The organism is Rhizobium sp. NPDC090279, from assembly GCF_044769665.1.
Lineage (GTDB): Bacteria > Pseudomonadota > Alphaproteobacteria > Rhizobiales > Rhizobiaceae > Rhizobium.
In genome coordinates, this window is record NZ_JBIVYI010000004.1 from 320,146 (window position 1) to 343,440 (window position 23,295).

Below are 23,295 nucleotides of genomic sequence, written 5' to 3' on the forward strand. Positions count from 1 at the left end.
GCGACCATCGTCCATCACCCGAGGAGAAACATCGTGAAGACCATGAGATTCCTGGCCGCACTCGCTGCGGCATCGGCTTTTGCCACAGCCGCCTTCGCCGCAGCCCCCGTCAAGACGGTCGATAGCGCCAAGGGCAAAGTGCTTGCCGGTGAAAACGGCAAGACGCTCTATACCTTCAAGAACGACAAGGCTGGCGAATCCAATTGCAACGGCGATTGCGCGAAAGCGTGGCCGCCGCTGATGGCCGATGACAAAGCCAAGGCCGAGGGTGCATATTCGATCATTACCCGCAAGGACGGGATGAAACAGTGGGCAAAGGACGGCATGCCGCTTTATTTCTTCGTCAAGGACGCAAAGTCCGGCGATGTCGCCGGCGACGGTTTTAAGGACGTCTGGAATGCCGCACGGCCCTGACGGGATCGAAAGGGGCGCGGCGGCAACGCCCTCCGCGCCCGATAGTTTCGAGGCGGAGGTGCTGGCGCTCCTCCCCTCGCTGCGGCGCTATTCGCGCAGCCTCACCCGTTCGGATGCCGACGGCGAGGACCTGCTTCAGGATTGCGTCGAGAAGGTTCTGACCCGGCGCGGCCAATGGCGCGGGCTGAACCTGCGCAGCTGGGTCCTCACCATCATGACCAATCTCTATCGCAATGGGCGGCGCCAGCAGGGCGGCCGCAGTTTCGTCGATATCGACGACAACGACCACCTAGCCGCAGCCGAGATCGATGACGACCCGCTGCAACGGTCCCGTCTGGAGCTAGCCCTGAACAGTCTCGGCGAAGACTATCGCTCAGTGCTGATGCTCGTCGTCGTCGAGGGCTGCAGCTATCAGGATGTGGCTGACATACTCGAGATACCGATCGGCACCGTCATGTCGCGCCTGTCGCGCGCGCGCCAGAAGATGACCAGCCTGCTGAATGCAGACAATGTCGTCACGCTTCGGAGACCAAGATGAACGAACGCAACCCGACCGTGACCGAAGCGGACCTTCACGCCCTTGCCGACGGCCTTCTGCCGCCTGAAAAGCAGGCGGAATTGCAGGCGTGGCTGGCCGAAAACCCCGAGGACGCCGCCACCGTTGCTGCATGGCAGGCCCAGAACGATGACATCCGGGCGTTGTTTTCTCCCTATACTATGTCGAAGGACGGCGATGCGGACCTCATTTCCAGAAGTCGAAGCACGCCTTCCGCACAAGCCATCCCGCCACAGCGAAGCCGCAGGCTGATGATGCTCGCTGCCTCGCTGGCACTATTCGTCGCCGGCGCGGCGACAGGTCATTTCGGCCCCGAACTCTTCACCCGGCCAGAATTGCAGCTGACCTCGATCGAAGCCCTGCCGCAGCAGGCACACTCGGCCTTTGTCGTCTATGCCAGCGACATCCGCCATCCCGTCGAAGTCGGCGCGGATCAGGAAGCCCATCTCGCCACTTGGCTCGGCAAGCGCATGAACGTCGCCGGCCTCAAGGTGCCGAGCCTGCAGAGACTGGGCTTCCAGCTGGTCGGCGGTCGGCTGCTGCCGATCAACGGCACGCCGGGAGCCCTGTTCATGTATGAAAATGCCAGTGGTCAGCGCCTGACCGTGCTGGTGGGGCGCAATAGCGGCAACACCACGACCAGCTTCCGTTTCGCCAGCGACAACGCCGTCGAGACCTTCTACTGGATCGACGGCGATCTCGGCTACGCCGTGACCGGCGAAATCTCCCGCGACATGCTGCGGCAGGTGGCGGACGAGTGCTACAAGCAGTTCTCGTCCTGACGCCGGCGGGACACTCGCATAGGACATTTAGATAGGGGCCGGCCACCCACCCTCGTGGTTCGAGACGGCCCCTTGGGCCTCCTCACCATGAGGGCTGGTCTTTTCCGCGTCGATAAAATCGGCTTCATCGAATGCGGCATCGGCTCCATTCTCATCCTGAGGCGCGGAGGTCGCAGACCGAAGCCTCGAAGGGCGAGGATGGCCCCGGGCAAGCCCGCTTTCTAGCGCTGCGGATCATTTTCCAGCACGATCGGCTTGCCGTGTGGCGTTGCCTCCGCCGCACGTTGCCAGCTTTGCTGCAAAGCCAAAATCGCGTCGGCATCGCCAATGCCTTTCGCGACCAGCAACTCGGATAGAGCGGCAACCCAGCAATCGAAATAGTCGCTGCCGTCCATTGCACGGCCGGGCTTATGCAGTTCGGCCGACAGCCGCTCCGCCCATTCGCCCCAGGCAAACAGGCCCCTCTCGTGCAGATGAACGGTCATCGCAAAAGCATCGGCCGCCCAAGGCTCGGGAAAAACCGGCTCGCCATCGGCTGACCTCGGCAGTCCCGGCGATTGCGCCAGAGGCGAAACGACCTCACACGCGCTCAAGATAGCTCTCCCAGGCATCGATCGAGACCGTCAGCGAGGAATCGGCGCCCTCGCCCCAGATCTCGGCGCCGTCAAAAACCACCGTATAGACCCATTGCGGGTTTTCGCCGCGGCCATGGGCGTTATCGTCGGGGAAGACGAACGAGCCCTGCACAGCCTCGACGACACCCGCCTTGGCGCGGGCGTAGCGCGGCAATCTGGTGTGGCCGGTCTGATTGAAATTCTTCGTTCGCACATGATCGCCGACGGCGAAAAACGGTGTGGTCTCGACCGGCCGGTCGCAGGGGCCGCCCTTGGCGAGGGCCGCATCGACCATATCCGCCTTCAAAACCCGCTTCGGCACCCTGCCCTGCTCGAGCGAATGACCGGTGCGCAGCTCCTCGACCGTTGCAAACCCATGCCGCTCCAGCAGCATATCGATGCCTCGTGTCCAGACCTCGTAATAGCTGGCACCCAGATAGCTCGCCGGCGGAATGTTTTCACGCGCATGTCGGCTTTCGTCGATGGTCCAGGCGCCGAAAGCGCCGCAGGAAAGCGTGATGCCGAGCGCACGCTTTTCCCACTCTGCATGGAAATAAGGCTCGTTCGGTTCCGGCGCGACCGGGCCGAAGCCCATCTGGCCGCCGAGATCGTGCGGCCCGTTCATAGCGCGGCCTCCGGCGTTCTGGCGACTGCCGTTCCGATCATGGCATCGCGGCTGACGAGATCCGCGAGCGTCGCCTCGTCCATACCCTCGGAGCCGGCCGGCCGCTCCGGGATCACCAGATAGCGAAGTTCGGCGGTCGAATCCCAGACGCGGATTTTCGTCTCCCGCGGCAGCGTCAGGCCGAATTCGGCGAGCACGCCACGCGGATCGATCACCGCGCGCGACCGGTAGGCCGGCGCCTTGTACCAGACGGGCGGCAACCCGAGCACGGCCCACGGATAGCAGGAGCAAAGCGTGCAGACGATCAGATTATGCGTGTCCGGCGTATTGAACACCGCGCGCATATGCTCGCCCTGGCGGCCGGTAAAGCCGAGGCTGGCAATTGCCGCCGTTGCGTCGCGCCGCAGCCAGTCGGCAAAGTCGGGATCGGCCCAGGCTTTTGCCACCACCCGCGCGCCGTTGCGTGGCCCGACCTTCGTCTCATAGGTCTCGACAATACGGTCGATTGCCGCCGGATCGATCAACCCCTTTTCCGTCAGCAGCGTTTCGAGCGCCTTCACGCGCGCTTGCATATCCGAATAGTGGTTGTCGTGATGATGATCGTCGTCATCATACGAATGGTCGTGCGACATAGCCGTCTCCTGTCTCTTGAACGCTACTTTAGCATCGGCCAGAGACTGAGCACCAGCAGGGCGGCCATGGTTATATTGAACCATTTAAGCCTGATGGGATCGGACAGCCAATCGCGCAGAACAGAGCCGAAGCCGGCCCAGGTCGATACGCTCGGCACGTTCACGGCGGCAAACGCGAAGCCGACGAGGAGAACCGTGAAGAGATAGAGCTGCTCGTTGGTGTAAGTCGCCATGGCGGTGACGGCCATCACCCACGCCTTGGGATTGACCCATTGGAACGCGGCGGCACTGATGAAGCTCATCGGTTGCGCATCGCTTTCCGCCTCGCTCAGGCTGCGCGATGTTCCGATCTTCCAGGCAATCCAGATGAGATAGGCACCGCCGGCAAATTTCAGCACGGTGTAGAGTAACGGCACCGTGTGCAGAAGCGCCCCCAATCCCAATCCCACGGCAATCAGCAGCACAAAAAAGCCGACTCCAATGCCGAGCATGTGCGGAATGGTGCGCCGGAAACCAAAATTCACGCCGGACGCAAACAGCATCATGTTGTTCGGGCCTGGAGTGATCGATGTGGTGAACGCGAAAAGTAAAAGAGCCAGAAATGTATCCAGCGCCATGATGCCTCCCAGGACACCGTATTGTGACAAAGAGCGGCATCCAAAATTCTTCTTCATGCGCACAGAAATGTGACGGCGCATATCCGTGCAACATTAGTTCGCCGGCCATACGAAAGCCATAGGATGATTGTCACCGTGACATGACGGATGTCGATTGAAATCCGATTGAATGCCCTTATCCTTCGGTTTTCTGCAGCGAGGACAGACAATGCGCGAGCCCATTCCCACCGTCACCCTCCCTTCCGGCATCATGGTTCCGGCACTCGGCCAGGGAACGTGGAACATGGGGGAGAATGCCGCGACCGCCAGGGACGAGATCGCCAGCCTCAAGACCGGCCTCGATCTCGGCATGACGCTGATCGACACGGCCGAAATGTATGCCGATGGCGGTTCCGAGGAGGTGGTCGGCAAAGCGATCGAAGGCCGCCGCGACGAGGTCTTCCTCGTCAGCAAGGTCTATCCCGCCAACGCCAGCCGCCAAGGCGCGATCGAGGCCTGCGAACGCAGCCTGAGGCGCCTGAATACCGATCGTATCGACCTCTATCTGCTGCATTGGCGCGGCAATCATCCGCTCGAGGAGACGGTTGAAGCCTTCGAGAGCCTGAAGGCGGCCGGCAAGATCGAAGCCTGGGGTGTGTCCAATTTCGACGTTGATGATATGGATGAGCTCCTTTCAGTCCCGAATGGCGGCAATGTCGCCGTCAATCAGGTGCTCTACAATCTGTCCCGGCGCGGCATCGAATATGACCTGCTGCCCTGGTGCCAGGAGCGCAGCATTCCGATCATGGCCTATTCGCCGATCGAACAAGGCCGCCTGCTCCATCACCCCGAGCTGATCCGCATCGCCAAGACCTATCAGGCGACACCTGCCCAGATCGCACTCGCCTTTCTGCTGGAGCGCGACGGCGTGATATCGATTCCGAAATCATCGAACCCGCAACGCATCGAGGAAAACCGCGACTCCATAGATATCGACATGACTGACGAGGATTGGGCAGTCCTCGACGCCGCCTTCCCGCCGCCATCGCGAAAGAAGCCGCTGGACATGCTATAGGTTCAGGCAGCGGCCTTCTGCTGCGCGACGATCAGCTCGATCGCCCGGAAGACGTCGATCTCCCGCCAGTCGGCAGGATCGCGATAGGTCGGGTAAAGCGAAAAGGCGGCAGCGGCGATCTGGTCGACCGTCCGCAGCTTCGTCCGCCGCCCGGCAAGCGCGGCCTTGGTGTAGACGCCGAAACGATCCTCGGTCACGCCCCAGCCCGCATAAAAGGGCGCGGCATAGCAGCGAACCGGAATGCCGCGCAGCAACGCATCGAAGCCGAATTGGCTGGAAACCGTCCAGACTTCATCGACGACTTCGAGGATCGACGCCACCGACACCTCGTCACCGACAAGGATTGCATTACCTTTCGAAGCGCCATCCGTAAGGTACCCCTTACGAATCCCGGCCATGACATCCGGATGGGTACGGATGAGGCATTGCGCATCGCTCGCCAGCCCATCGGCCAGCATCGTCTCGAAGGAGGCCTTTGAGCCGAGCGCTCTGCCGACTGAGATGTCACCGACGACCTGATCGACCAAGAGAATGCGCCGCTTTGCCGTCCGCTCGATATTGGGCTGCCGATGCGGAAGATGATTGTATTTCGAAAGCTTGTTGAGAACGATCTGCTCGCGGATGGCGCCGCCCTGCTCTCTCGTCTCCCCGGCTCCTTCTATGAGCCGTTCAAGCCGCGACGGCTGGCCTGCATCGACGGGCAGACCCAAATCGTCGATGACGATGGAAAGCGGAATGGCGCCGGCCTTGCCCAACCCCGTGGACCGCAGGAAGCCGTCCTCCAGATGCCAGTGCCGCAATCGGCGGAAGCGAGCGATCCTGCCCGCTATCTTGGCCGGGGCACGGCCGCCCCAGGAAACGATGCCGCCGATGTCGGGAGAAAGGATCGATGCCAGCTTCTGCTCGCCGAAATAATGCCCAAGCCAGGGAAAATCGCCGCGGACGAAAAACGCAGCACCGAGACGCATATCATCAGGCGGATGCCACGGCTTTCCACCGATCTCAGGCAAAGTCTCGCCGGCAATGACTGCCACCTTCATCCTCCGCTGCAAATAAGGCCACCGATCCAGGTCGGGCGTCGCAGAAGCTAAGCGACGCCCACTGACCGGTCAACGACAAGGGCAAGAGGCTCTTACATCCCCTGCGAGCCGCGGTTCATCGCAGCTATGCCGGTGCGGCAGACTTCGATGAGGCCGAGCGGCTTGATGATGGCGATGAACTGATCGATCTTCGAGGACTTGCCGGTGATCTCTAAGATGAAATGCTCGACGGTCGCATCCACCACCTTGGCGTGGAAGGCATCGGCCAGCCGCAGCGTTTCGGCGCGGGTCTCGCCGCTTCCGGTCACCTTCAGCAGCGCCACTTCGCGCTCGATCGGCCGTTCCTGGCCGAGTTCACGGGCGCGTACCGTCAGATCCACCACGCGGTGAACGGGCACGATGCGCTCAAGCTGCGCCTTGATCTGTTCCAGCACCTGCGGCGTGCCGCGCGTGACGATCGTGATGCGCGACAGATGCGCCTGATGCTCCGTCTCCGAGACGGTAAGGCTTTCGATGTTGTAGCCCCGGCCGGAGAAAAGGCCGATGACGCGGGCGAGAACGCCGGGTTCGTTGTCGACCAGTACTGAAAGCGTGTGGCTCTCCGCCGCCGCGGTTTCCGGCGAAATGAAATAGGCGGAGCCCGTGGGTTGAAGGTGTGCGTTCATTGTCCTTGTTCCGTTTCCTCGGTTCTTGTTCGGTCTGCCAGCGGGATCGACCGGGACGCAGCTTATGCCGCGCCCCGGCTATCGATCAAACCAGCTGGCGACCCTTGGCGTCGATGGCGTTGGCAACGACCTCATCGGTGGCTTCGTCCGGCAGCAGCATCTCGTTATGCGCCTTGCCCGAGGGGATCATCGGGAAGCAGTTGGCGAGATTGGCGACGCGGCAATCGAAAATGACCGGCTTGTCGACGTCGATCATCTCCTGGATCATTGCGTCGAGATCATCAGGCTTTTCACAGCGCAGGCCGACTGCCCCATAGGCCTCGGCCAGCTTGACGAAATCAGGCATCGCTTCGGTGTAGGAATTGGACAGGCGGTTGCCGTGCAGCAGCTGCTGCCACTGGCGTACCATGCCCATATATTGGTTGTTCAGGATGAAGATCTTGATCGGCGCATTGTGCTGGATCGCCGCCGACATTTCCTGAATGCACATCTGGATCGAGGCATCACCGGCAATGTCGATGACCAGGCTTTCCGGATGGGCGATCTGTACGCCGAGCGCGGCAGGCAGGCCGTAGCCCATTGTGCCGAGGCCGCCCGAGGTCATCCAGCGGTTCGGCTGCTCGAAGCCGTAGAACTGCGCAGCCCACATCTGGTGCTGGCCGACTTCCGTCGTGATGTAGGTGTCGCGATGCTTCGTCAGCTCGTAGAGCCGCTGGATCGCATATTGCGGCATGATGACATCGCTGCTCGGCTTGTAGGCGAAGGAATTGCGCGCACGCCAGCGGGCGATGTTCCCCCACCAGTCGTCGAGACGCTCCGCGGCAGGCTTCTGCGGCAGCGCCCGCCACAGGCGAACCATGTCTTCCAGAACATTGCCGACATCGCCGAGGATGCCGATGTCGACGTGAACGTTCTTGTTGATCGACGACGGATCGATGTCGATGTGGATCTTCTTCGAATTCGGCGAGAAGGCATTCAGGCGGCCGGTAATGCGGTCGTCGAAGCGCGCACCGATGCAGACCATGACGTCGCAATCATGCATCGCCATATTGGCCTCGTAGGAGCCGTGCATACCCAGCATGCCGAGCCAGCTCTTGCCGGACGCCGGATAGGCGCCGAGGCCCATCAGCGTCGAGGTGATCGGGAAGCCGGTCAACTCGACCAGTTCGCGCAGCAGCTTGCAGGCTTCCGGACCAGAATTGACGACGCCGCCACCGGAATAGATGACTGGCTGGCGTGCATTCTTCATCAACTCGATCGCCTGGGTGATCTTGTTGAGATCGCCCTGAACCTTCGGCTGATAGCTCTTCTGCGCATCATGCGCTTCCGGCGGCGTATAGGTGCCGGTGGCGAACTGAACATCCTTAGGAATATCGACGACGACAGGACCGGGACGGCCTGATTGCGCGATGCGGAAGGCTTCATGAATGACGGCGGCGAGCTGGTTGACGTCCTTGACCAGCCAGTTGTGCTTGGTGCAGGGCCGCGTGATGCCGACCGTGTCGCATTCCTGGAAAGCGTCCGAGCCGATCAGCGAGGTCGGAACCTGGCCGGTCAGGCAGACCAGCGGGATCGAGTCCATCAAGGCATCCTGCAGCGGCGTGACGGCATTCGTCGCGCCGGGACCGGAGGTGACCAGCATGACGCCGACCTTGCCGGTGGAGCGGGCATAGCCTTCGGCCGCGTGGCCGGCGCCCTGCTCGTGGCGAACCAGAATGTGCTGGATATCGTCCTGCTGGAAAATCTCGTCGTAGATCGGAAGCACAGCGCCGCCCGGATAACCGAAGATGTGTTCGACGCCGTTGTCCTTGAGCGCCCGCAACACGATCTCCGCGCCTGTCATTCGATTGCCGCTCGCCTGATTATCTGTGCCGGTCATACGTTTGTTCCGCTGTCTACTGGAGGTTTGGAAGGATGAAATCTCGATTTCGGGCATAAAAAAAGGCCCCTTGGGGAGCCTGTCATCTAGCGCATGGGTGGCTATCGCCGGATGGTTACACCATCCTGCCCATGCGCCTTCCCACCACGATAAGAATGATCGAGTTTTTCATGGGCCGAAGTGATAGACAGAAAATTTCGAAGCGTCAACGCGTGAAGCAATAAAAAATCGCGGCCGCATCACAACCGCATAAAAAGCGTGGGTGGCAGACAGGATTTTGTTAAGCCAGCGTCTCTATGCTCCGACATCTAATGGTTGGGGTAGCTGTTTGCTGAACAATGATCTGCAGACGTCCGGCAACGCTGGAGATTTTGATCGCCGCGACAGGCTGAAGCCGGGAAATCGCTTCCTTGGCCGCGTTGTCGCGTGCAACGGCTCGCGCGCGACAATCGCCGCCGTCGCCGAGGCAGGCGGCACGGATCTGACCGAACTCTGGTCGGTCGGCAGACTGATTTCCATCAGCGTCGGATCGAACCGCGTGGCCGCCCTCGTCTATGCGATGAATACCCAAAGCGTCGGCTGGGGCGAAGGGCAGGACAATCTCTTCCGCATCGAAGTCGAACTGTTGGGCGAAGTCCGCGTCGAACCTGATGGTCGCGAGGAGTTTTCGAGCGGCATATCGGCCTATCCCTATCTCGGCGCCATTGCGCATCGCATTCGTGCTGCCGACCTCATGCGTATTTTCGATGCCGGCAAGGGCAGCAGCTGCGTCATCGGCAAGCTGACGCAGGACGAAAGCATCGACGCCGCCATCCATATTCCCTCGATGTTGTCGAAGCATTTCGCCGTCGTCGGCTCGACCGGCGTCGGCAAATCAACCGCCGTCTCGCTGCTGCTGCACAAGGCGATCAGCACCGATCCCAAATTGCGCGTGCTAATCCTCGATCCGCACAACGAGTTCGCCGCCGCCTTTCCCCGGCACGCCGTCGTCATCGACACCGATACGCTCGATCTGCCCTTCTGGCTGATGCGGCTGGACGAATTCAGCGAAGTCGTCTTCCGCGGCCGCCCGGCGGTCCCGGAAGAGATGGACGCGCTGCGCGACCTCATCCCCGACGCGAGGCGCGCCTTTCGCGGCAGCGATTCAAGCCTGATGCGCCGCCAGACGGAAAAGTCCTCCGTCACGGCGGATACGCCGGTCCCTTACCGTATGGCCGATCTGCTGGCGCTGATCGACGAACGCATCGGCCGCCTCGAAGGCCGCCAGGAAAAACCGCATCTGCGCTCCCTGAAGATGCGCATCATCTCGGCGATCAACGATCCGCGCTATCACTTCATGTTCTCCAACAATACGATCACCGATACGATCATGGAGACCATCGCCAAGATCTTCCGCATTCCGGGCGACGGCAAGCCGATCTGCACCTTCCAGCTCGCCGGCATTCCCTCGGAAGTCATCAACTCCGTCGCCTCCGTCCTTTGCCGCATGGCGTTTGAGCTGGCGCTCTGGAGCGACGGCGCTATCCATATGCTCGTCGTCTGCGAGGAAGCGCACCGCTATATCCCCGCTGACCCGACGCTCGGCTTCCTCCCGACGCGGCAGGCCATCGCCCGCATCGCCAAGGAAGGCCGCAAATACGGGGTATCGCTTGGCATCATCACCCAGCGCCCCGGAGAACTGGACCAGACGATCCTCTCGCAATGCTCGACTCTCTTCGCCATGCGTCTCGCCAACGACCGCGACCAGGAAATCATCCGTTCGGCCATTCCGAACTCCTCGATCTCGACGACCAGCTTTCTGTCATCGATCGGCAACGGCGAAGCCATCGCCTTCGGCGAGGCCATCGCGGTCCCGATGCGGATGCGCTTTTCCCAGGTTGAACGTCATTTGTTGCCAAAAGCCAGCGGCAGCGTCGCGAAAGCCAGCGAGGACTCGCCCGACACGGTCGATCTACGCACGATCATCAGCCGCATGCGCTCGATTTCAGGCCCCGATATCAGCGCCCTGCAACAGAGCAATGGCACCGCAACGGAACTCGGTGATGAATTCGACGGCCTGTCTCTCACCCGGATGATACAAGGTGCGGCGGAACCGAATTCGCCATCAATAGAACCCTATCGCCCCGACATGCTGCCCCGCGCCGCAGCAGCCCAGACTGCAGCCCCGATGCAAACGTCGATCGACAGCAGACTTACAGACCTGCGTCGCGAATTCCGCAGCGACGACGCAGGCGCACGCCCGGCACCGACAAGGGAAGCCTCCCCATCGCTGCGGCGGGAATCCGGCACGTCATTGCGGGACAGCATTCTGAAAAAGCCCTTGAGCAGTCTCTACGACAAGGACTGACGCCTCGAACTAGGGGCTCAAACGCTCCCAGCTCTCGTCCATCTGGTTGCGGAACCAGGTCATTTGCCGCTTGGCATATTGTCGCGTTGCCGCCGCTCCGGTTTCGATGACCTCGGCGCGTGTCATCTCGCCTTTGAGCATCGCGGTGATCTGCGCCACGCCAATCGCCTTCATGACGGGCAATTCCGGCGGCAGGTCCAGCGCCAATAGAGCCCGGACCTCCGCCTCAGCTCCCATCGCCAGCATCTTTTCAAAGCGGCTGTTGATGCGCTCGTGCAGGACGGCGCGCTCGGGCAATACCACGATCTTTCGCGCATGGTCCGGATCGACGACCATTGGCCCGGTCTTGCCCTGAAAAGCGGCGATAGACTGGCCTGTCGCTTCGATCAGCTCGAGCGCGCGAACGATGCGCTGCCCATCCTGCGGATTCAGACTTTCGGCAACCGCACCGTCGCGCTCCGCAAGTTCGCGATGCAGCGCTTCCGGCCCTTCCGCCAGCAAACGGGCACGAAGCCGATCGCGGATATCAGGCGGAATTTCCGGCATGTCGGAAAGTCCGCCGGTCAGCGCCTTGAAATAGAGGCCAGTGCCGCCGACGAAGATAGGCATTCCTCCCTCGCCGCGTAGACGCTCCACCAATGCGCCGGCCTCGCGCAGCCAGATGCCTGAGGAATAGGCCTGGCCCGCGGGTACATGACCATAAAGAAGGTGCGGAATGCCTTCCATGTCGGCCTCGTCGGGCCGCGCGGTCAGCACGCGCAGCGTGTCATAGACCTGCATGCTGTCGGCATTGATGACGACTCCATTATGTGAACGCGCCAATTCAACCGCCAGCGCGGACTTGCCGCTGGCTGTCGGCCCGGTTATCAGGATCGCGTCGATATTGCTCATAGGGTTTCTGCTCATGGCCTTCGTTGCCACGCTTATTGCCAATCCGTCAAACCCCGTTCTTGTTCCGGCCATCGCTGAACAGGCGGCCGATGCCGTCAAAGCGTCCGGCCTCTATTGGCTGGCCGACGGCATCGCCTGCGATATCGCACTTCGCGACGATACGGACCTCAAGGCCGCTGAAGCCAATATCCAGGCGGTGATCGGCACTGCGCCGATCGATCTGGTGATCCAGGAAGCCGATACCCGCCGCAAGAAGCTGCTGATTGCCGACATGGACTCCACCATGATCGGCCAGGAGTGCATCGACGAGCTCGCCGCCGAAGTCGGGCTCAAGGATAAAGTGGCCGACATCACCGCGCGCGCCATGAACGGCGAAATCGCCTTCGAACCGGCCCTGCGCGAGCGCGTCGCTCTGCTGAAGGGGCTGCCGATTTCCGTCGTCGACGACGTCATCGCCAAGCGCATCACGCTGACGCCGGGCGGCCCCGAGCTCATCGCCACCATGAAGGCGAAGGGCTATTACGCCGCCCTCGTTTCCGGCGGCTTCACCGTCTTCACCAGCCGCATCGGCGCGACCCTCGGCTTCGATGAAGACCGCGCCAATATTCTGCTGGAAGAAAACGGTATCCTGACCGGCCTCGTCGAGGAGCCGATCCTCGGCAAGCAGGCAAAAGTGGATGCGCTGAACGATATCGCCGCAAAGCTCGGCATTTCCGCTGATGACGCCCTGGCTGTGGGCGACGGCGCCAATGATCTCGGCATGCTTCAGCTCGCCGGCTCCGGTGTTGCGCTCCACGCCAAGCCGACGGTTTCCGCACAGGCCAGGATGCGCATCGACCACAGCGACCTCACCGCCTTGCTCTACATCCAGGGCTATCGCAAGACCGACTTCATCAAACCATAGGCTGGCATCAACTACCGGAATCGAGGCCACAAATGATCATTACCGAAACCGACCGCCTCATCATCCGCAACTGGCGCGAGACGGACCGCGACCTGGCCTATGAGATCAATTCCGACGAAGCGGTCATGGAGTTCTTCCCGTTCCGCCGCAATCGTGCGGAAGCGGACGCGTTCTTCGATCGCGTTCAGTCGATGATCGCCGAAACTGGGCTCGGCCTCTACGTGCTGGAGCTGAAGGAAAGCGGCGAGGCAATCGGCTATTGCGGGCTAATGCGTACCGATCATCTGGAGCCATTCGTTCCGGTCGGAACGATCGAGATCGGCTGGCGGCTGGTGGCGCGGTACTGGGGCAAGGGACTGGTCAGCGAAGCGGCGCGAACGCTTCTTGCTCACGGCTTCGGCAAGCTCGATCTGGATCAAATCGTCTCCTTCGCCGTGCATGACAATGTCAGATCAACCGCCGTGATGGGGCGGATCGGCATGCACCGCGTCGAGGGCGGCGATTTCAATCACCCCAACGTTCCCGACACCCATCCCCATCTGCAGCGCCATGTCCTCTACCGCCTGACATCAGCCGAGTGGCGCTCCCGGCAATGATCCCGATCGAAACGCCCCGGCTGATCCTGCGGCCATGCGCGGAAGAGGATCGCCAGCTGTTTTACGAGCTGAGCTCCGATCCGGCCGTTCTCGAATTCTTTCCCTTCAGCCGCAGCCGTGAAGCTGCCGACGCCATCTTCACCGTGATCCAGAACCTCATCTCCGAACCCGGATTCGAGTTTCTGGTTCTAGTCTTGAAGCATAGCGGCGAGCCAATCGGTTTCTCGGGGCTGTCCAGGATAAGGCTCGATCCTCACTTGCCCAGAGATGCCGTGGAGATCGGCTGGCGGCTCTCGGTGCGCCATTGGGGGAACGGCTATGCGACCGAAGCAGGTGCGGCTCTTATGCGTCACGCCTTCACCGTTTTGAACCTTGAAGAAATCCTCTCGGTCGCGGTGCATGACAACAGGCGCGCGCTCGCAGTGATGCGCAAGATCGGCATGCACCCCGATCCGGCCCGCGATTTTGACCATCCGCAAATTCCGGAGACGCATCCGCATCTGAAGCGTCACGTCGTCCATCGCCTGCGCGCCGCCGAATGGCGGGCGCAGCAGGCAAGTCGAACCGAAAGCTGAATTCTACTCCAGCGCGACGGCGATAAAGCGCAAGTCACCGTTCGGAGATGCGATCATCATCTGCGCGTTGCGACGTCCCTCGCGCTTCAGCGAAGCCACCTTTTCCGAAGCAGCGCTCGGGGTCTGGACGAATTCCTGCGCGACCTCGACGATGACGTCACCGGGCTTCAACCCCTTTTCCGCCGCGGCCGAACCGGGTGCCACTTCGGTGATGACGACTCCATCGACGCTGTCGGCAATGCCGAAGCTCTTGCGGTTCTCCGCAGTCAGCGTCGAAAGCTTCATGCCGAGTATGTTCGACGTCGCCTGAACAGGCGGCTGAGCCTGCGGCGATTGCTGCGGATCGCCGCCCTGATCCTGCCCGTCGTCCATGCTGTCATCATTGCCATCGTCTCCCTGGTCGGGGTTGATGACGCCATCGCCGCTGCCCTTGTCGTCAGGCGCAAGCTGCGGCTTCTTGTTCTTGTCGGTGCTTGCTGCCGCCGCCTGATCGCTGTCCTCCAGTCGGCCGAGCGTCACCTTGACGGTCTGCTGCTTGCCATCGCGGTAAATGACGACATCGACTGCCTTGCCGACCGGGCTTTCGGCGACGACGCGCGGCAGATCGCGCATCTCGTCCACATCCTTGCCGTCGAATTTCAGGATGACGTCGCCCGCCTTGATCGAGCCGTTGTCGACGGGACCGCCCTTGATGACGCCGGCGACGAGCGCGCCCTTGGCTTCGGCAAGACCGAGGCTGTTGGCGACATCGTCCGTTACCGGCTGAATACGCACGCCGAGCCAGCCGCGGCGCGTCTCGCCGAAGTCCCGGAGCTGATTGACGACGCCTTCCGCCAGCTCGGACGGCACGGCAAAGCCGATGCCGATCGAGCCGCCGCTCGGCGAGATGATCGCCGTGTTGATGCCGATCACCTCACCCTTCATGTTGAAGAGCGGACCGCCGGAATTGCCCTTGTTGATCGCCGCATCCGTCTGGATGAAATTGTCGTAGGGGCCGGCATTGATGTTGCGGCCGCGCGCCGAGACAATGCCGATGGTGACCGAGCCGCCGAGGCCGAAGGGATTACCGATCGCCATAACCCAGTCGCCGATCCGCATCTTGGAGGAATCGCCGAACTTGACAGCCGTCAGCGGATGCTTCGGCTCGACCTTGAGGACCGAAAGATCGGTCTTCGTATCCGTACCGATCAGCTTGGCCTTCAGCTTCGTGCCGTTCGGGAAGATCACCTCGATATCGTCGGCGCCCTCGATGACGTGATTGTTGGTGACGATGTAGCCGGTGGGGTCGATGACGAAACCGGAGCCGAGCGAGCTCACCTTGCGATTGCTGTCGTTATCTTTCTTGTTGTTGAAGAAATCGTTGAACTCATCCTGGTAGGGAGAGTTATCCGGCACCTTCGGCGTCGCCGGGCCATTTCCTTCATCCTTGACCTTCTGCGATGTGGAAATGTTGACGACCGCATCGAGCAAGCCGGAAGCAAGATCGGCGACCGACGCCGGTCCGGCATTCATCGCCGGGTTCGTCGTGATCGTCGGTGATGCTGCCGGCGGCGTCTGATTGTTTGTCGAGGCCGGCGCCTGAGCACCCGCGGCCGCACCGCTGTTCTGCGTCTGCGCATCAGCCTGTCCGGTGACGCCCACAACGGGGCCGGCAATCAGCGCAATGCTCGCGAGCAGGGCAAACGAACGGCCGAAAGGCAGGCGATTGGTCGAAGCCATCAGGCATCCTCATAGAGAAAGGGAAAACTTGTATAAGCATCAACATAAGGCGGAATGATGAAGCGTGAAATCACCTTTTTGCGAAATCCCCGGACCTCCTCGCCGCCGATGCTTGCAGGTTGCAGCTGATGCAGTCCGCCTAAGAGAAAAGGGCCGCCCCGAGGCAGCCCTTCCGTTTCCGTAAAATCGACGCCTTAGTTCGCAGGCGGCGTCGGGTTGGCAAGCGCCGGAGCTCCCGAAGCGGGTGCCGTGCCCGTAGGACTGTCGAAGAACTTGAAGAAATCCGACTGGTTCGGCGGCAGGACGAGCGTCTTGCCACCCGAGGCGAGAGCCTTGTTGTAGGCGGCCATCGAGCGATAGAACTCATAGAAGTTCGGATCGCGCTTGGAGGCATCGGCAAAGATGCCGTTTCGCTCGGCTTCGCCTTCACCGCGCAGCACTTCCGAATCCTTCTGCGCATCGGCAACGATCTCGACAACCTGGCGGTCGGCAACTGCACGCCGGCGCTGGCCCTCTTCGTTACCGCGAGCGCGGATCAATTCGGCCTCCGCCAAACGCTCGGCCTTCATGCGGTCGTAAGTGTTTTGCGACACGTCCTGAGACAAGTCTGTACGGCGGATGCGGACGTCCTCGATGTTGAGACCGAGTGTTTCTGCATCGCGATGCAGATCGTTGCGCACTTCCGTCATCATCGCGGCACGCTCGTTGGAAAGCGCCGCTTCGAAACCGCGCAGACCATAGACACGACGCAGAGCGGCATCGAGGCGGGTCCTGAGACGAGATTCCGCCGCGTCGCGATCGCCGGAGACGGTCTCACGGAACTTGCTCGCATCGGTAATCTTGTAGACGACGAAGGCATCGACTTCGTAGAACTTGCCGCCCGAGACCTGGACGCGGATATTGTCCAGATCGAAACGCAGCTCCTGTCGCTGGATATACTGGACCCGATCGGCATCCATGAAGGCGAAGGGCAACTTGAAATAGAGGCCCGGCTCCGTCTTGACCGCGCGGATCTGGCCGAAGCGCAGGACGATCGCCTGTTCACGGGCATTGACCACGAACACCGACGAATAAATAAGCAGCAGCACTACCGCGAGCGCGATGAGAATGGCTGGCAAACGGCTGGACGTCATTATTTGGCCTCCGGCTGAGTTGCAGCAGCGGGCCTGCCCGCCTGCGTCGTGGACTGCTTGCCGATTTCGTTCAGCGGCAGATAAGGCACGACGCCCTGCTTGTCGTCGATGATGATGCTGTTGGAATTACCGATGACGGACTCCATGGTTTCGAGGAACAGACGCTTGCGCGTCACTTCCGGCGCCTTGACGTATTCGTCGTAGATCGAGATGAAGCGCTGCGCCTCACCCTGTGCTTCCTTGACGACGCGGTCCTTGTAGGCAGCCGCCTCTTCGCGGACCTGGGCCGCGCGACCGCGGGCCTGACCGAGCCGCTGGTTGGCATATTGATTAGCCTCTTCCACCTGCTGGTCTTCGTTCTGCTCGGCACGCTGCACTTCTTCGAACGCATCGGCCACTTCGCGCGGCGGGGCTGCGTCCTCGATCGGTACGGCATTGATGGAGATGCCGGCGCCATAGCGATCCATCGTATCCTGGATGATGCTTCTGACCTCGGTCGCGATGTCCTGACGCTTGTCACGATAGATGTCCTGAGCCGGACGGCGACCGACGACCTCGCGCATCGCGCTTTCGGCAACCTGCTGCAGCGTCTCGTCGGGGGTCTCGAGATTGAACAGATAGGATTGCGGATTGGTCACGGTATAGAGGACCGAGAATTGCACGTTGACGATGTTCTGGTCGCCCGTCAGCATCAGGCCTGCGGTCGAGCCAGGCGTGGAGCGGCCGCCGATATTGCGCTGCTGCTCGGTGACCTTGACGAAATCGACGCGGTCCATCGGCCAGATATGGAAGTGCAGGCCAGGCATCGAGACTTCCTGGCGCGGCTTGCCGAAGCGCAGCTCGACGCCACGCTCGTCCGGTTGCACCGTGTAGATGCACTGGATCAGCCAGAAGATGGCGATCACCGCGATGATGATGAGGACGACGCCTCCGTTGAAGCCGCCGGGCATGAAGCCCTTCAACCGGTCCTGGCCGCGGCGAATGATATCCTCAAGATCCGGAGGCCCTCCGTTGCCGCTTCCCCGCGGCCGGTTCGGTCCTTGCCCCCAAGGTCCCTGATTATTTCCACCGCCGCCGCCGCCGCCCCATGGGCCACCGCCGCCGCCATTCTGATTGCTCCAAGGCATCAAAACCTCTTTGTTTGTTGACTCCCGATATCGCGCCGAAACCGCGGAATTCTTGGCTCGAGATCCGCAGGCGGCAGCGATTGTTTCCCGTTATAGGTATCGAAGCACCTGCTTTCAACGCGACTTCAGGAAGTTCGTCGGATTCATTGGAAAATATTTGCTTTTCGGGGACAGCTTTTATGCTTTTCGCCTGAAGTAGCGAACGAAACGCGTCGGATAGGTATCCTTTTCTCCCGCCGGCACGGCAAGCTCGCTATCCGCCTGCCAGATGCCCGGATCGATCTTTGGAAACGAAGTATCGCCTTCTACATCCGCCTCGACATGGGTAATCAGCAATCGGTCGGATAGGCCGATCGCCTGCCGATAGATTTCACCGCCGCCGAGGATGCAGATTTCATCGACATTGCTCTCTTCTGCGAAACGCGACGCAACCTCGATCGCCTCATCAAGCGAATGCGCCACCGTTATCCCCTCGGCCGAGAACCCGGTATCGCGGCTGATGACGACGTTTGGCCGGCCGGGCAACGGCTTGCCGATCGATTGGAATGTCTTGCGGCCCATGATCACGGGCTTGCCCAGGGTCATCGCCTTGAAGCGCTTGAGATCGGATGACAGCCGCCAGGGCATATCGCCTTCGCGCCCGATGATGCCGTTGCGCGATACGGCAACGACGATGGTCTTGATCGGCTGGGTCATGCGTCTCCCTCAGTCTACGTCACCGACATCAATGCGAGTCGGCCCGATGACTTTATATCATGATGGCCGTGAGGGGAGGTCGAAGGCATTTGTTGCGGCCCTGCATCAAGTGCCGCTATTCAAAGTGCCGCTATTCAATTTGTCGAGCTGGCCAGCCAGCAGACCTCCATCTTCCCGATCCCTGGCCATCTCCCGATAGAGCCTGGCCATGCCCTTGAAGATCAGGGCGGCAGGATCGTCCTCGCCGAGGAACTCGGAAATCTCCTCCATTTCCGCGACCCAGCGATAGGCTTTGGGATACATGTCTGGAATACCATGGACAAATTTTGCATCGAGATCCGGCAGGCTTTCCTGAAGCTCACGTTTCAGGGCCGCATCGGCGCCGGAACGGATCGCGGCAAGCAGCATGGCGGTGCCGAGGCCGGTCACGCCCTTGTTGATGCCGGCGTAACACATCTTTAACGCCGAGGCCGCACCGATCGCCCCGTCGATGCGGCGGACCTGAAGTCCATGATCCGCAAGCACGCCGCTGTCATTGGCTGCGTCGCCGCTGACATAGAGCTTCGGTCCCTTCTGGCCTGGCTTCGGCGGACCGCCGATGATCGAGCCGTCGAGGACTACCCCGCAATCACGTCCGAAGATCGCCGCGACCGCAGTCATGGTCTTCGGCGAAATCGCGTTGCAGTCCATGAACGTCGTCCGGATACCGCTCCGACGCAATTCAGCGGCAACCTGCTCGGCGACGGCGACGGCCTCAGCAGGCGGAACGATCGAAAGAATGAGACGCGACGCCGCGATAACGTCCAACCCGACCGGCTCCATGCCCGCCGCTTTCGCCCGCTCGACGGTCGAAGCAGAACGGCCCTCAAGATAGGTGACCACCCTCACCCCATGTTCGACCAAACGCCGAGCGATGGCACTCCCCATCGCACCGGCTCCGATGACTGCGATTTCCATGGCCGATCTCCTTCTCCGCATAGGGGAGAGACCAGCATATCGCCTATCTCCCGGCCGGACGAGCGGAATGCCACGCGGTAACGCTAAGTTTAGCGCCATCCTTCATGCATTGCGAAGCACGAGGACGGCGTAGATACACGGCTCCTGGCTTTCATTGCTGAAGACGCAATCCGTCGGCGGACCGAGCTCGAGACAATCGCCCGCAGACATCAAGTGCCTGACAGCTCCTTCGAGAAAGGTCAGCCGCCCCTCCAGTACCCAGATGAGCTGCCGCATGAAAGCGTAAGCCGATGCGGGCATGGGCACTTCCGCCCCCGCCGGCAATTCGATTCGGACGAGATCCAGTGGCAGATCGGACTTCGGGGAAACGTGCCGGCGCTCGTAGCCTGTCTGCGGATCGACCCAGACAGGTTGCTCTTCCCTCCGGAGAAACCGTCCCTGCTGCATCTCCGCGCGCGCCATCAAGGTCGACATGCTCAAGCTGAAGGCGCCGGAAAGCTTGCCGAGCAGCGCTGCCGTCGGGCTGCTCTCGCCGCGCTCGATCTTGTGGATCATGGCACGGGACACGGCGGAGCGCTCGGCCAGTTCCGTCAGCGACCAGCCCCGGCTCTCCCGTTCGATGCGAATGCGTGCGCCGATGCGCCTATCGATATCATCAAGTTGCGACATCGTTTTACTATAGTGGACAATTACAGGAGTGACAATCGATGCAGGGAACCTTCGAAAGATTGCTTCACGCAAATCCCAGCGATGCAGGAAGCCACCAAAATCTCCACTAAGGAAGCCGTATAGCGATCAGGCAATGTACGATACTTCATCAAAACCGTGATGATATGGGCCTCTCGCACCACCTTCGGTCTATTGGATTTATGTAATAATATAGTGGACAGATATGAAAATCGGTGTATGACAGGCTGGAACGACAAACCGCCTATACATCCAATTGAGTGGATAGCCCACGGAGCCACCGATGCAAATTCGCGATGCGAGAGATGAGGATCTGGCGGGAATAACCGCAATCTATAACGATGCCGTCGTCAATACCGCCGCCATCTGGAACGAGACCAAAGTGGATATCGCCAATCGCAGCCAGTGGCTGCAGGATCGGCACAAGCTCGGCTATCCGGTCCTGGTGGCAACCGACGACGACGGCGACGTGATCGGCTATGCCTCGTTCGGCGACTGGCGCGCCTTCGACGGCTATCGTCACACGGTCGAGCACTCCGTCTACGTCCGCAACGATCAATATCGCGGCGGCATCGGCAAGGCGCTCATGATCGCGCTGATCGAACGCGCCCGGGTGATCGGAAAACATGCGATGGTCGCGGGCATCGAGGCCGGCAATGAGGCCTCGATCCGGCTGCATGAGAAGCTCGGCTTCCAGCAGGTCGGCCTTCTGCCGCAAGTCGGCACGAAATTCGGGCGCTGGCTCGATCTCGCCTTTCTGCAGCTTCTGCTCGATCAGCGCACAGATCCTGCTTCCAAACCGACCGCCTGAAAGTGCTGACATCATGCCGATCACGGTGGCAACGCTCATTCTCGCCGGCATATCGCTGGTTCTGCAGAACGCATTGATGGTGCGGATCACTCAGTCGGTGTCGACCGTACTCATCACGCTCGTCATCAACTCCTCAGTCGGCCTGACGGCGCTGCTTGTGATCCTGATTTCCCGCAATGGCCTCGGCGGACTTGCGGAAGCGGCCGGCGCCATCAGGCCATGGGCCCTGCTGCCGGGCTTGCTCGGCTCGTTCTTCGTCTTTGCCGGCATTCTCGGATATCAGCGCCTTGGCGCAGCACCCACCATCGCGGTGCTCGTCGCCAGCCAGTTGTTGGCTGGCCTCGCCTTCGATGCCGCCATCTCCGGAAAGGCGACTGCCGGTCTCAGTGTGTGGCAGCTTGTCGGAGCATTGCTGCTCGTCGCCGGCGCCGCGCTCGTTGCCGGCCGAACTACAGCCTAAACCGCGACTTCCGCCGCGATCGCGGCATGCGGCTCGTAGCCCAGAACCTCGAAATCCTCGATGCGATAATCGTCGATACTGTCGGGACGGCGAAGCAGACGCAGCGTCGGGAACGGCCTCGGTTCGCGGCTGAGCTGCTCGCGGATCGCATCCAGATGGTTGAGATAAAGATGCACGTCGCCACCCGACCAGACCAGCTCTCCCATATCCATATCGACCTGCTGCGCGACCATAGCCAGCAAGGCTGCCTGCTGGCAGATATTGAAGGGATTACCCAGAAACAGGTCGCACGAGCGCTGGAAGACCATCAGGCTGAGACGCGGACGCTTCCCCCCCTCAGCCGAGATGTTCGATACGTGAAACTGATAGACCATATGGCAGGGATGCAGTGCCATATCGGCAAGTTCGCCGACATTCCAGGCGTGGAAGATCATGCGGCGGCTGCTGGGATTGGTCTTGAGGTCCTTGATGACCGAGGCGACCTGGTCATGCACCCGGCCCTCGGCATCGCGCCATTGCCGCCATTGCTTGCCATAGACCGGGCCGAGATCGCCCCACTTGAGCGCGAAAGCCTCGTCCTCGAGGACGCGCTTCTCGAAGGCAAGCTGATCGATATCCTCGCCCGTTGCCTTGCGATATTTCGCCAGCGGCCAATCGGTCCAGATCCGCACATTCTCCTTGAGGAGATTGCGGATATTGGTGTCGCCGGTCAGGAACCAGAGCATCTCCTTGACGGCAAGCTTCCAATAGACGCGCTTGGTGGTGAAGATCGGGATCTGTCCCTTGGAGAGATCGAAGCGCATCATCGCGCCGAGGCCGCTCAGGGTGCCGACGCCGGTGCGGTCGATCCGGCGATCGCCATGCTCCAGCAGGTGCGCCATCAGGTCGAGATATTGGTACTCCGGGTGACGAGCCATCTTCCGCTCCGAAATTGCTTGAATTTTCCGGGCGGCACGGATGCCGCAAACGGCAAACTGCCGCCGCGTGCCCGGCCGATTCCTTTTTTGCGATTTTAATGACAAGTGGGCGCGAAACCAACCGTGGCGGAAGGTAATTCGGATAAATCTGCTAGGTCTGCATGGCAAACCGATGTTTCGGCGAAGCATTTGTGACAATTGCCCTTCCCTTCGCCCGCGGAAAACACTATATCACCCATGCCGGTCTTCGGGCCGGCTATGGCGATAAATGAGCGGTGTAATAAACCTATTGGACCCGGGGGCGGTACCCGGCGCCTCCACCAAAAACCGGCCGGCAGAACTTGCGTCAGACCGGCTTTTGATGGGGGCGAAACAGGATCGACAAGGGTGTAAAGATCGACTTTTTGCTCGGCATTGTACCGCCGTTATCGGGCTAAAATTGTAGTTGCAAACGACAACTATGCGGAAGCTCGTCTCGCTGCTTAATCGCGGTGTGACACTTCAAATAAAGTCCTAAGGGGTCGCACTCTTAGGCGGGGTTCGAAGGCACCTGGCAACAGAAGCCTTCACCTTCTTCTCCAGTGCTATATTATAGAT

General features: G+C 61.0%; 25 protein-coding genes and 1 other RNA gene. 11 read left to right on the forward strand and 15 right to left on the reverse strand.

Annotated features, from left to right (window positions below; genetic code table 11):
• Positions 1 to 33 precede the first annotated feature (33 nt).
• From ACIQWP_RS12235 to ACIQWP_RS12245, 3 genes are read left to right on the forward strand one after another with little or no spacing between them, the layout of a single operon-like run.
• A complete protein-coding gene (locus ACIQWP_RS12235; protein ID WP_402787005.1) occupies positions 34 to 414 on the forward strand; it encodes a hypothetical protein in 381 nt (126 codons plus the stop codon).
• Complete coding sequence (locus ACIQWP_RS12240; protein WP_402787008.1) at positions 398 to 952, forward strand: RNA polymerase sigma factor; 555 nt, start codon at positions 398 to 400, stop codon at positions 950 to 952. Before ACIQWP_RS12235 ends, ACIQWP_RS12240 begins: the two co-directional genes overlap by 17 nt.
• On the forward strand, positions 949 to 1,752 hold the full coding sequence (locus ACIQWP_RS12245; RefSeq protein WP_402787011.1) for an anti-sigma factor family protein: 804 nt from the start codon (positions 949 to 951) through the stop codon (positions 1,750 to 1,752). Before ACIQWP_RS12240 ends, ACIQWP_RS12245 begins: the two co-directional genes overlap by 4 nt.
• 221 nt (positions 1,753 to 1,973) lie before the next feature.
• On the opposite strand, the gene ACIQWP_RS12250 is transcribed toward ACIQWP_RS12245, so the two are convergent.
• The 4 genes from ACIQWP_RS12250 to ACIQWP_RS12265 are packed head-to-tail and all read right to left on the reverse strand — an operon-like array spanning position 1,974 to position 4,240.
• Positions 1,974 to 2,345 (reverse strand): nitrile hydratase accessory protein, encoded by a 372-nt coding sequence (locus ACIQWP_RS12250; protein ID WP_402787014.1) that lies wholly within the window; start codon positions 2,343 to 2,345, stop codon positions 1,974 to 1,976.
• Positions 2,332 to 2,991 carry a nitrile hydratase subunit beta gene (nthB, locus tag ACIQWP_RS12255; protein WP_402787017.1) on the reverse strand — a complete coding sequence of 220 codons (660 nt, stop codon included), beginning with the start codon at positions 2,989 to 2,991 and terminating at the stop codon, positions 2,332 to 2,334. Before nthB ends, ACIQWP_RS12250 begins: the two co-directional genes overlap by 14 nt.
• Positions 2,988 to 3,623, reverse strand: a complete 636-nt coding sequence (gene nthA, locus ACIQWP_RS12260) for a nitrile hydratase subunit alpha (RefSeq protein WP_402787020.1) — start codon at positions 3,621 to 3,623, stop codon at positions 2,988 to 2,990. Before nthA ends, nthB begins: the two co-directional genes overlap by 4 nt.
• Positions 3,624 to 3,646: 23 nt before the next feature.
• The gene (locus tag ACIQWP_RS12265) at positions 3,647 to 4,240 is read right to left on the reverse strand and encodes a LysE family translocator (protein WP_402787023.1); all 594 of its coding nucleotides are present in this window, start codon (positions 4,238 to 4,240) and stop codon (positions 3,647 to 3,649) included.
• A 208-nt stretch (positions 4,241 to 4,448) separates the two neighbouring features.
• Here ACIQWP_RS12265 and ACIQWP_RS12270 point away from each other — a divergent pair, with 208 nt between their 5' ends.
• Positions 4,449 to 5,294: an aldo/keto reductase gene (locus ACIQWP_RS12270; protein ID WP_402787027.1), complete on the forward strand. Its 846-nt coding sequence runs from the start codon at positions 4,449 to 4,451 to the stop codon at positions 5,292 to 5,294.
• Between the two features lie 2 nt (positions 5,295 to 5,296).
• Here ACIQWP_RS12270 and ACIQWP_RS12275 read toward each other — a convergent pair whose 3' ends face one another.
• From ACIQWP_RS12275 to ACIQWP_RS12285, 3 genes are all read right to left on the reverse strand, one after another.
• The gene (locus ACIQWP_RS12275; protein WP_402787029.1) at positions 5,297 to 6,328 is read right to left on the reverse strand and encodes a capsular biosynthesis protein; all 1,032 of its coding nucleotides are present in this window, start codon (positions 6,326 to 6,328) and stop codon (positions 5,297 to 5,299) included.
• A gap of 98 nt (positions 6,329 to 6,426) precedes the next feature.
• Entirely contained in the window at positions 6,427 to 6,999 is a 573-nt protein-coding gene (gene ilvN, locus ACIQWP_RS12280) for an acetolactate synthase small subunit (RefSeq protein WP_004115886.1), read from the reverse strand.
• 85 nt (positions 7,000 to 7,084) lie between these two features.
• Complete coding sequence (locus ACIQWP_RS12285) at positions 7,085 to 8,878, reverse strand: acetolactate synthase 3 large subunit (protein ID WP_402787034.1); 1,794 nt, start codon at positions 8,876 to 8,878, stop codon at positions 7,085 to 7,087.
• Positions 8,879 to 9,206: 328 nt separating this feature from the next.
• On the opposite strand from ACIQWP_RS12285, the gene ACIQWP_RS12290 reads away from it, so the two are divergent.
• Positions 9,207 to 11,225 (forward strand): ATP-binding protein, encoded by a 2,019-nt coding sequence (locus tag ACIQWP_RS12290; RefSeq protein ID WP_402787037.1) that lies wholly within the window; start codon positions 9,207 to 9,209, stop codon positions 11,223 to 11,225.
• A 9-nt stretch (positions 11,226 to 11,234) separates the two neighbouring features.
• Here ACIQWP_RS12290 and miaA read toward each other — a convergent pair whose 3' ends face one another.
• The gene (gene miaA / locus ACIQWP_RS12295) at positions 11,235 to 12,116 is read right to left on the reverse strand and encodes a tRNA (adenosine(37)-N6)-dimethylallyltransferase MiaA (protein ID WP_402787040.1); all 882 of its coding nucleotides are present in this window, start codon (positions 12,114 to 12,116) and stop codon (positions 11,235 to 11,237) included.
• 13 nt (positions 12,117 to 12,129) lie between these two features.
• Here miaA and serB point away from each other — a divergent pair, with 13 nt between their 5' ends.
• The 3 genes from serB to ACIQWP_RS12310 are packed head-to-tail and all read left to right on the forward strand — an operon-like array spanning position 12,130 to position 14,191.
• A complete protein-coding gene (serB, locus tag ACIQWP_RS12300; RefSeq protein WP_402787043.1) occupies positions 12,130 to 13,020 on the forward strand; it encodes a phosphoserine phosphatase SerB in 891 nt (296 codons plus the stop codon).
• A gap of 32 nt (positions 13,021 to 13,052) precedes the next feature.
• Positions 13,053 to 13,616 (forward strand): GNAT family N-acetyltransferase, encoded by a 564-nt coding sequence (locus ACIQWP_RS12305; RefSeq protein ID WP_402787046.1) that lies wholly within the window; start codon positions 13,053 to 13,055, stop codon positions 13,614 to 13,616.
• Positions 13,613 to 14,191, forward strand: a complete 579-nt coding sequence (locus ACIQWP_RS12310; RefSeq protein ID WP_402787049.1) for a GNAT family N-acetyltransferase — start codon at positions 13,613 to 13,615, stop codon at positions 14,189 to 14,191. Before ACIQWP_RS12305 ends, ACIQWP_RS12310 begins: the two co-directional genes overlap by 4 nt.
• A gap of 3 nt (positions 14,192 to 14,194) precedes the next feature.
• Here ACIQWP_RS12310 and ACIQWP_RS12315 read toward each other — a convergent pair whose 3' ends face one another.
• From ACIQWP_RS12315 to ACIQWP_RS12340, 6 genes are all read right to left on the reverse strand, one after another.
• Entirely contained in the window at positions 14,195 to 15,910 is a 1,716-nt protein-coding gene (locus ACIQWP_RS12315) for a DegQ family serine endoprotease (protein ID WP_402787052.1), read from the reverse strand.
• 194 nt (positions 15,911 to 16,104) lie between these two features.
• Complete coding sequence (gene hflC / locus ACIQWP_RS12320) at positions 16,105 to 17,043, reverse strand: protease modulator HflC (protein WP_402787055.1); 939 nt, start codon at positions 17,041 to 17,043, stop codon at positions 16,105 to 16,107.
• Positions 17,043 to 18,170, reverse strand: a complete 1,128-nt coding sequence (gene hflK / locus ACIQWP_RS12325; RefSeq protein WP_402787058.1) for an FtsH protease activity modulator HflK — start codon at positions 18,168 to 18,170, stop codon at positions 17,043 to 17,045. Before hflK ends, hflC begins: the two co-directional genes overlap by 1 nt.
• Positions 18,171 to 18,347: 177 nt before the next feature.
• The gene (locus ACIQWP_RS12330; RefSeq protein WP_402787061.1) at positions 18,348 to 18,866 is read right to left on the reverse strand and encodes a dihydrofolate reductase; all 519 of its coding nucleotides are present in this window, start codon (positions 18,864 to 18,866) and stop codon (positions 18,348 to 18,350) included.
• Between the two features lie 105 nt (positions 18,867 to 18,971).
• On the reverse strand, positions 18,972 to 19,823 hold the full coding sequence (locus tag ACIQWP_RS12335; protein ID WP_402787064.1) for a DUF1932 domain-containing protein: 852 nt from the start codon (positions 19,821 to 19,823) through the stop codon (positions 18,972 to 18,974).
• A gap of 102 nt (positions 19,824 to 19,925) precedes the next feature.
• Positions 19,926 to 20,492: a helix-turn-helix domain-containing protein gene (locus ACIQWP_RS12340; protein ID WP_402787067.1), complete on the reverse strand. Its 567-nt coding sequence runs from the start codon at positions 20,490 to 20,492 to the stop codon at positions 19,926 to 19,928.
• A gap of 301 nt (positions 20,493 to 20,793) precedes the next feature.
• On the opposite strand from ACIQWP_RS12340, the gene ACIQWP_RS12345 reads away from it, so the two are divergent.
• Positions 20,794 to 21,321, forward strand: a complete 528-nt coding sequence (locus tag ACIQWP_RS12345) for a GNAT family N-acetyltransferase (protein WP_402787070.1) — start codon at positions 20,794 to 20,796, stop codon at positions 21,319 to 21,321.
• A 13-nt stretch (positions 21,322 to 21,334) separates the two neighbouring features.
• Positions 21,335 to 21,781: a DMT family transporter gene (locus ACIQWP_RS12350; RefSeq protein WP_402787073.1), complete on the forward strand. Its 447-nt coding sequence runs from the start codon at positions 21,335 to 21,337 to the stop codon at positions 21,779 to 21,781.
• Here the strand turns inward: ACIQWP_RS12350 and ACIQWP_RS12355 are convergent.
• A complete protein-coding gene (locus ACIQWP_RS12355; protein WP_402787076.1) occupies positions 21,778 to 22,698 on the reverse strand; it encodes a thymidylate synthase in 921 nt (306 codons plus the stop codon). The genes ACIQWP_RS12350 and ACIQWP_RS12355 overlap by 4 nt on opposite strands.
• Before the next feature lie 200 nt (positions 22,699 to 22,898).
• Between ACIQWP_RS12355 and ssrA the strand changes: the two genes are divergently transcribed.
• Positions 22,899 to 23,269, forward strand: a transfer-messenger RNA (tmRNA) gene (gene ssrA / locus ACIQWP_RS12360).
• The last annotated feature ends 26 nt before the right edge of the window (positions 23,270 to 23,295 follow it).

Coding starts and splice junctions, on each gene's coding strand:
- ACIQWP_RS12340 (WP_402787067.1), bottom strand. CDS start 20,492: ATGTCGCAACTTGATGATATCGATAGGCGCATCGGCGCACGCATTCGC.
- ACIQWP_RS12265 (WP_402787023.1), bottom strand. CDS start 4,240: ATGGCGCTGGATACATTTCTGGCTCTTTTACTTTTCGCGTTCACCACA.
- ACIQWP_RS12285 (WP_402787034.1), bottom strand. CDS start 8,878: ATGACCGGCACAGATAATCAGGCGAGCGGCAATCGAATGACAGGCGCG.
- ACIQWP_RS12310 (WP_402787049.1), top strand. CDS start 13,613: ATGATCCCGATCGAAACGCCCCGGCTGATCCTGCGGCCATGCGCGGAA.
- ACIQWP_RS12335 (WP_402787064.1), bottom strand. CDS start 19,823: ATGGAAATCGCAGTCATCGGAGCCGGTGCGATGGGGAGTGCCATCGCT.
- ACIQWP_RS12345 (WP_402787070.1), top strand. CDS start 20,794: ATGCAAATTCGCGATGCGAGAGATGAGGATCTGGCGGGAATAACCGCA.
- ACIQWP_RS12305 (WP_402787046.1), top strand. CDS start 13,053: ATGATCATTACCGAAACCGACCGCCTCATCATCCGCAACTGGCGCGAG.
- miaA (WP_402787040.1), bottom strand. CDS start 12,116: ATGAGCAATATCGACGCGATCCTGATAACCGGGCCGACAGCCAGCGGC.
- ACIQWP_RS12270 (WP_402787027.1), top strand. CDS start 4,449: ATGCGCGAGCCCATTCCCACCGTCACCCTCCCTTCCGGCATCATGGTT.
- ACIQWP_RS12245 (WP_402787011.1), top strand. CDS start 949: ATGAACGAACGCAACCCGACCGTGACCGAAGCGGACCTTCACGCCCTT.
- nthB (WP_402787017.1), bottom strand. CDS start 2,991: ATGAACGGGCCGCACGATCTCGGCGGCCAGATGGGCTTCGGCCCGGTC.
- hflC (WP_402787055.1), bottom strand. CDS start 17,043: ATGACGTCCAGCCGTTTGCCAGCCATTCTCATCGCGCTCGCGGTAGTG.
- ACIQWP_RS12330 (WP_402787061.1), bottom strand. CDS start 18,866: ATGACCCAGCCGATCAAGACCATCGTCGTTGCCGTATCGCGCAACGGC.
- serB (WP_402787043.1), top strand. CDS start 12,130: ATGGCCTTCGTTGCCACGCTTATTGCCAATCCGTCAAACCCCGTTCTT.
- hflK (WP_402787058.1), bottom strand. CDS start 18,170: ATGCCTTGGAGCAATCAGAATGGCGGCGGCGGTGGCCCATGGGGCGGC.
- nthA (WP_402787020.1), bottom strand. CDS start 3,623: ATGTCGCACGACCATTCGTATGATGACGACGATCATCATCACGACAAC.
- ilvN (WP_004115886.1), bottom strand. CDS start 6,999: ATGAACGCACACCTTCAACCCACGGGCTCCGCCTATTTCATTTCGCCG.
- ACIQWP_RS12350 (WP_402787073.1), top strand. CDS start 21,335: ATGCCGATCACGGTGGCAACGCTCATTCTCGCCGGCATATCGCTGGTT.
- ACIQWP_RS12315 (WP_402787052.1), bottom strand. CDS start 15,910: ATGGCTTCGACCAATCGCCTGCCTTTCGGCCGTTCGTTTGCCCTGCTC.
- ACIQWP_RS12355 (WP_402787076.1), bottom strand. CDS start 22,698: ATGGCTCGTCACCCGGAGTACCAATATCTCGACCTGATGGCGCACCTG.
- ACIQWP_RS12240 (WP_402787008.1), top strand. CDS start 398: ATGCCGCACGGCCCTGACGGGATCGAAAGGGGCGCGGCGGCAACGCCC.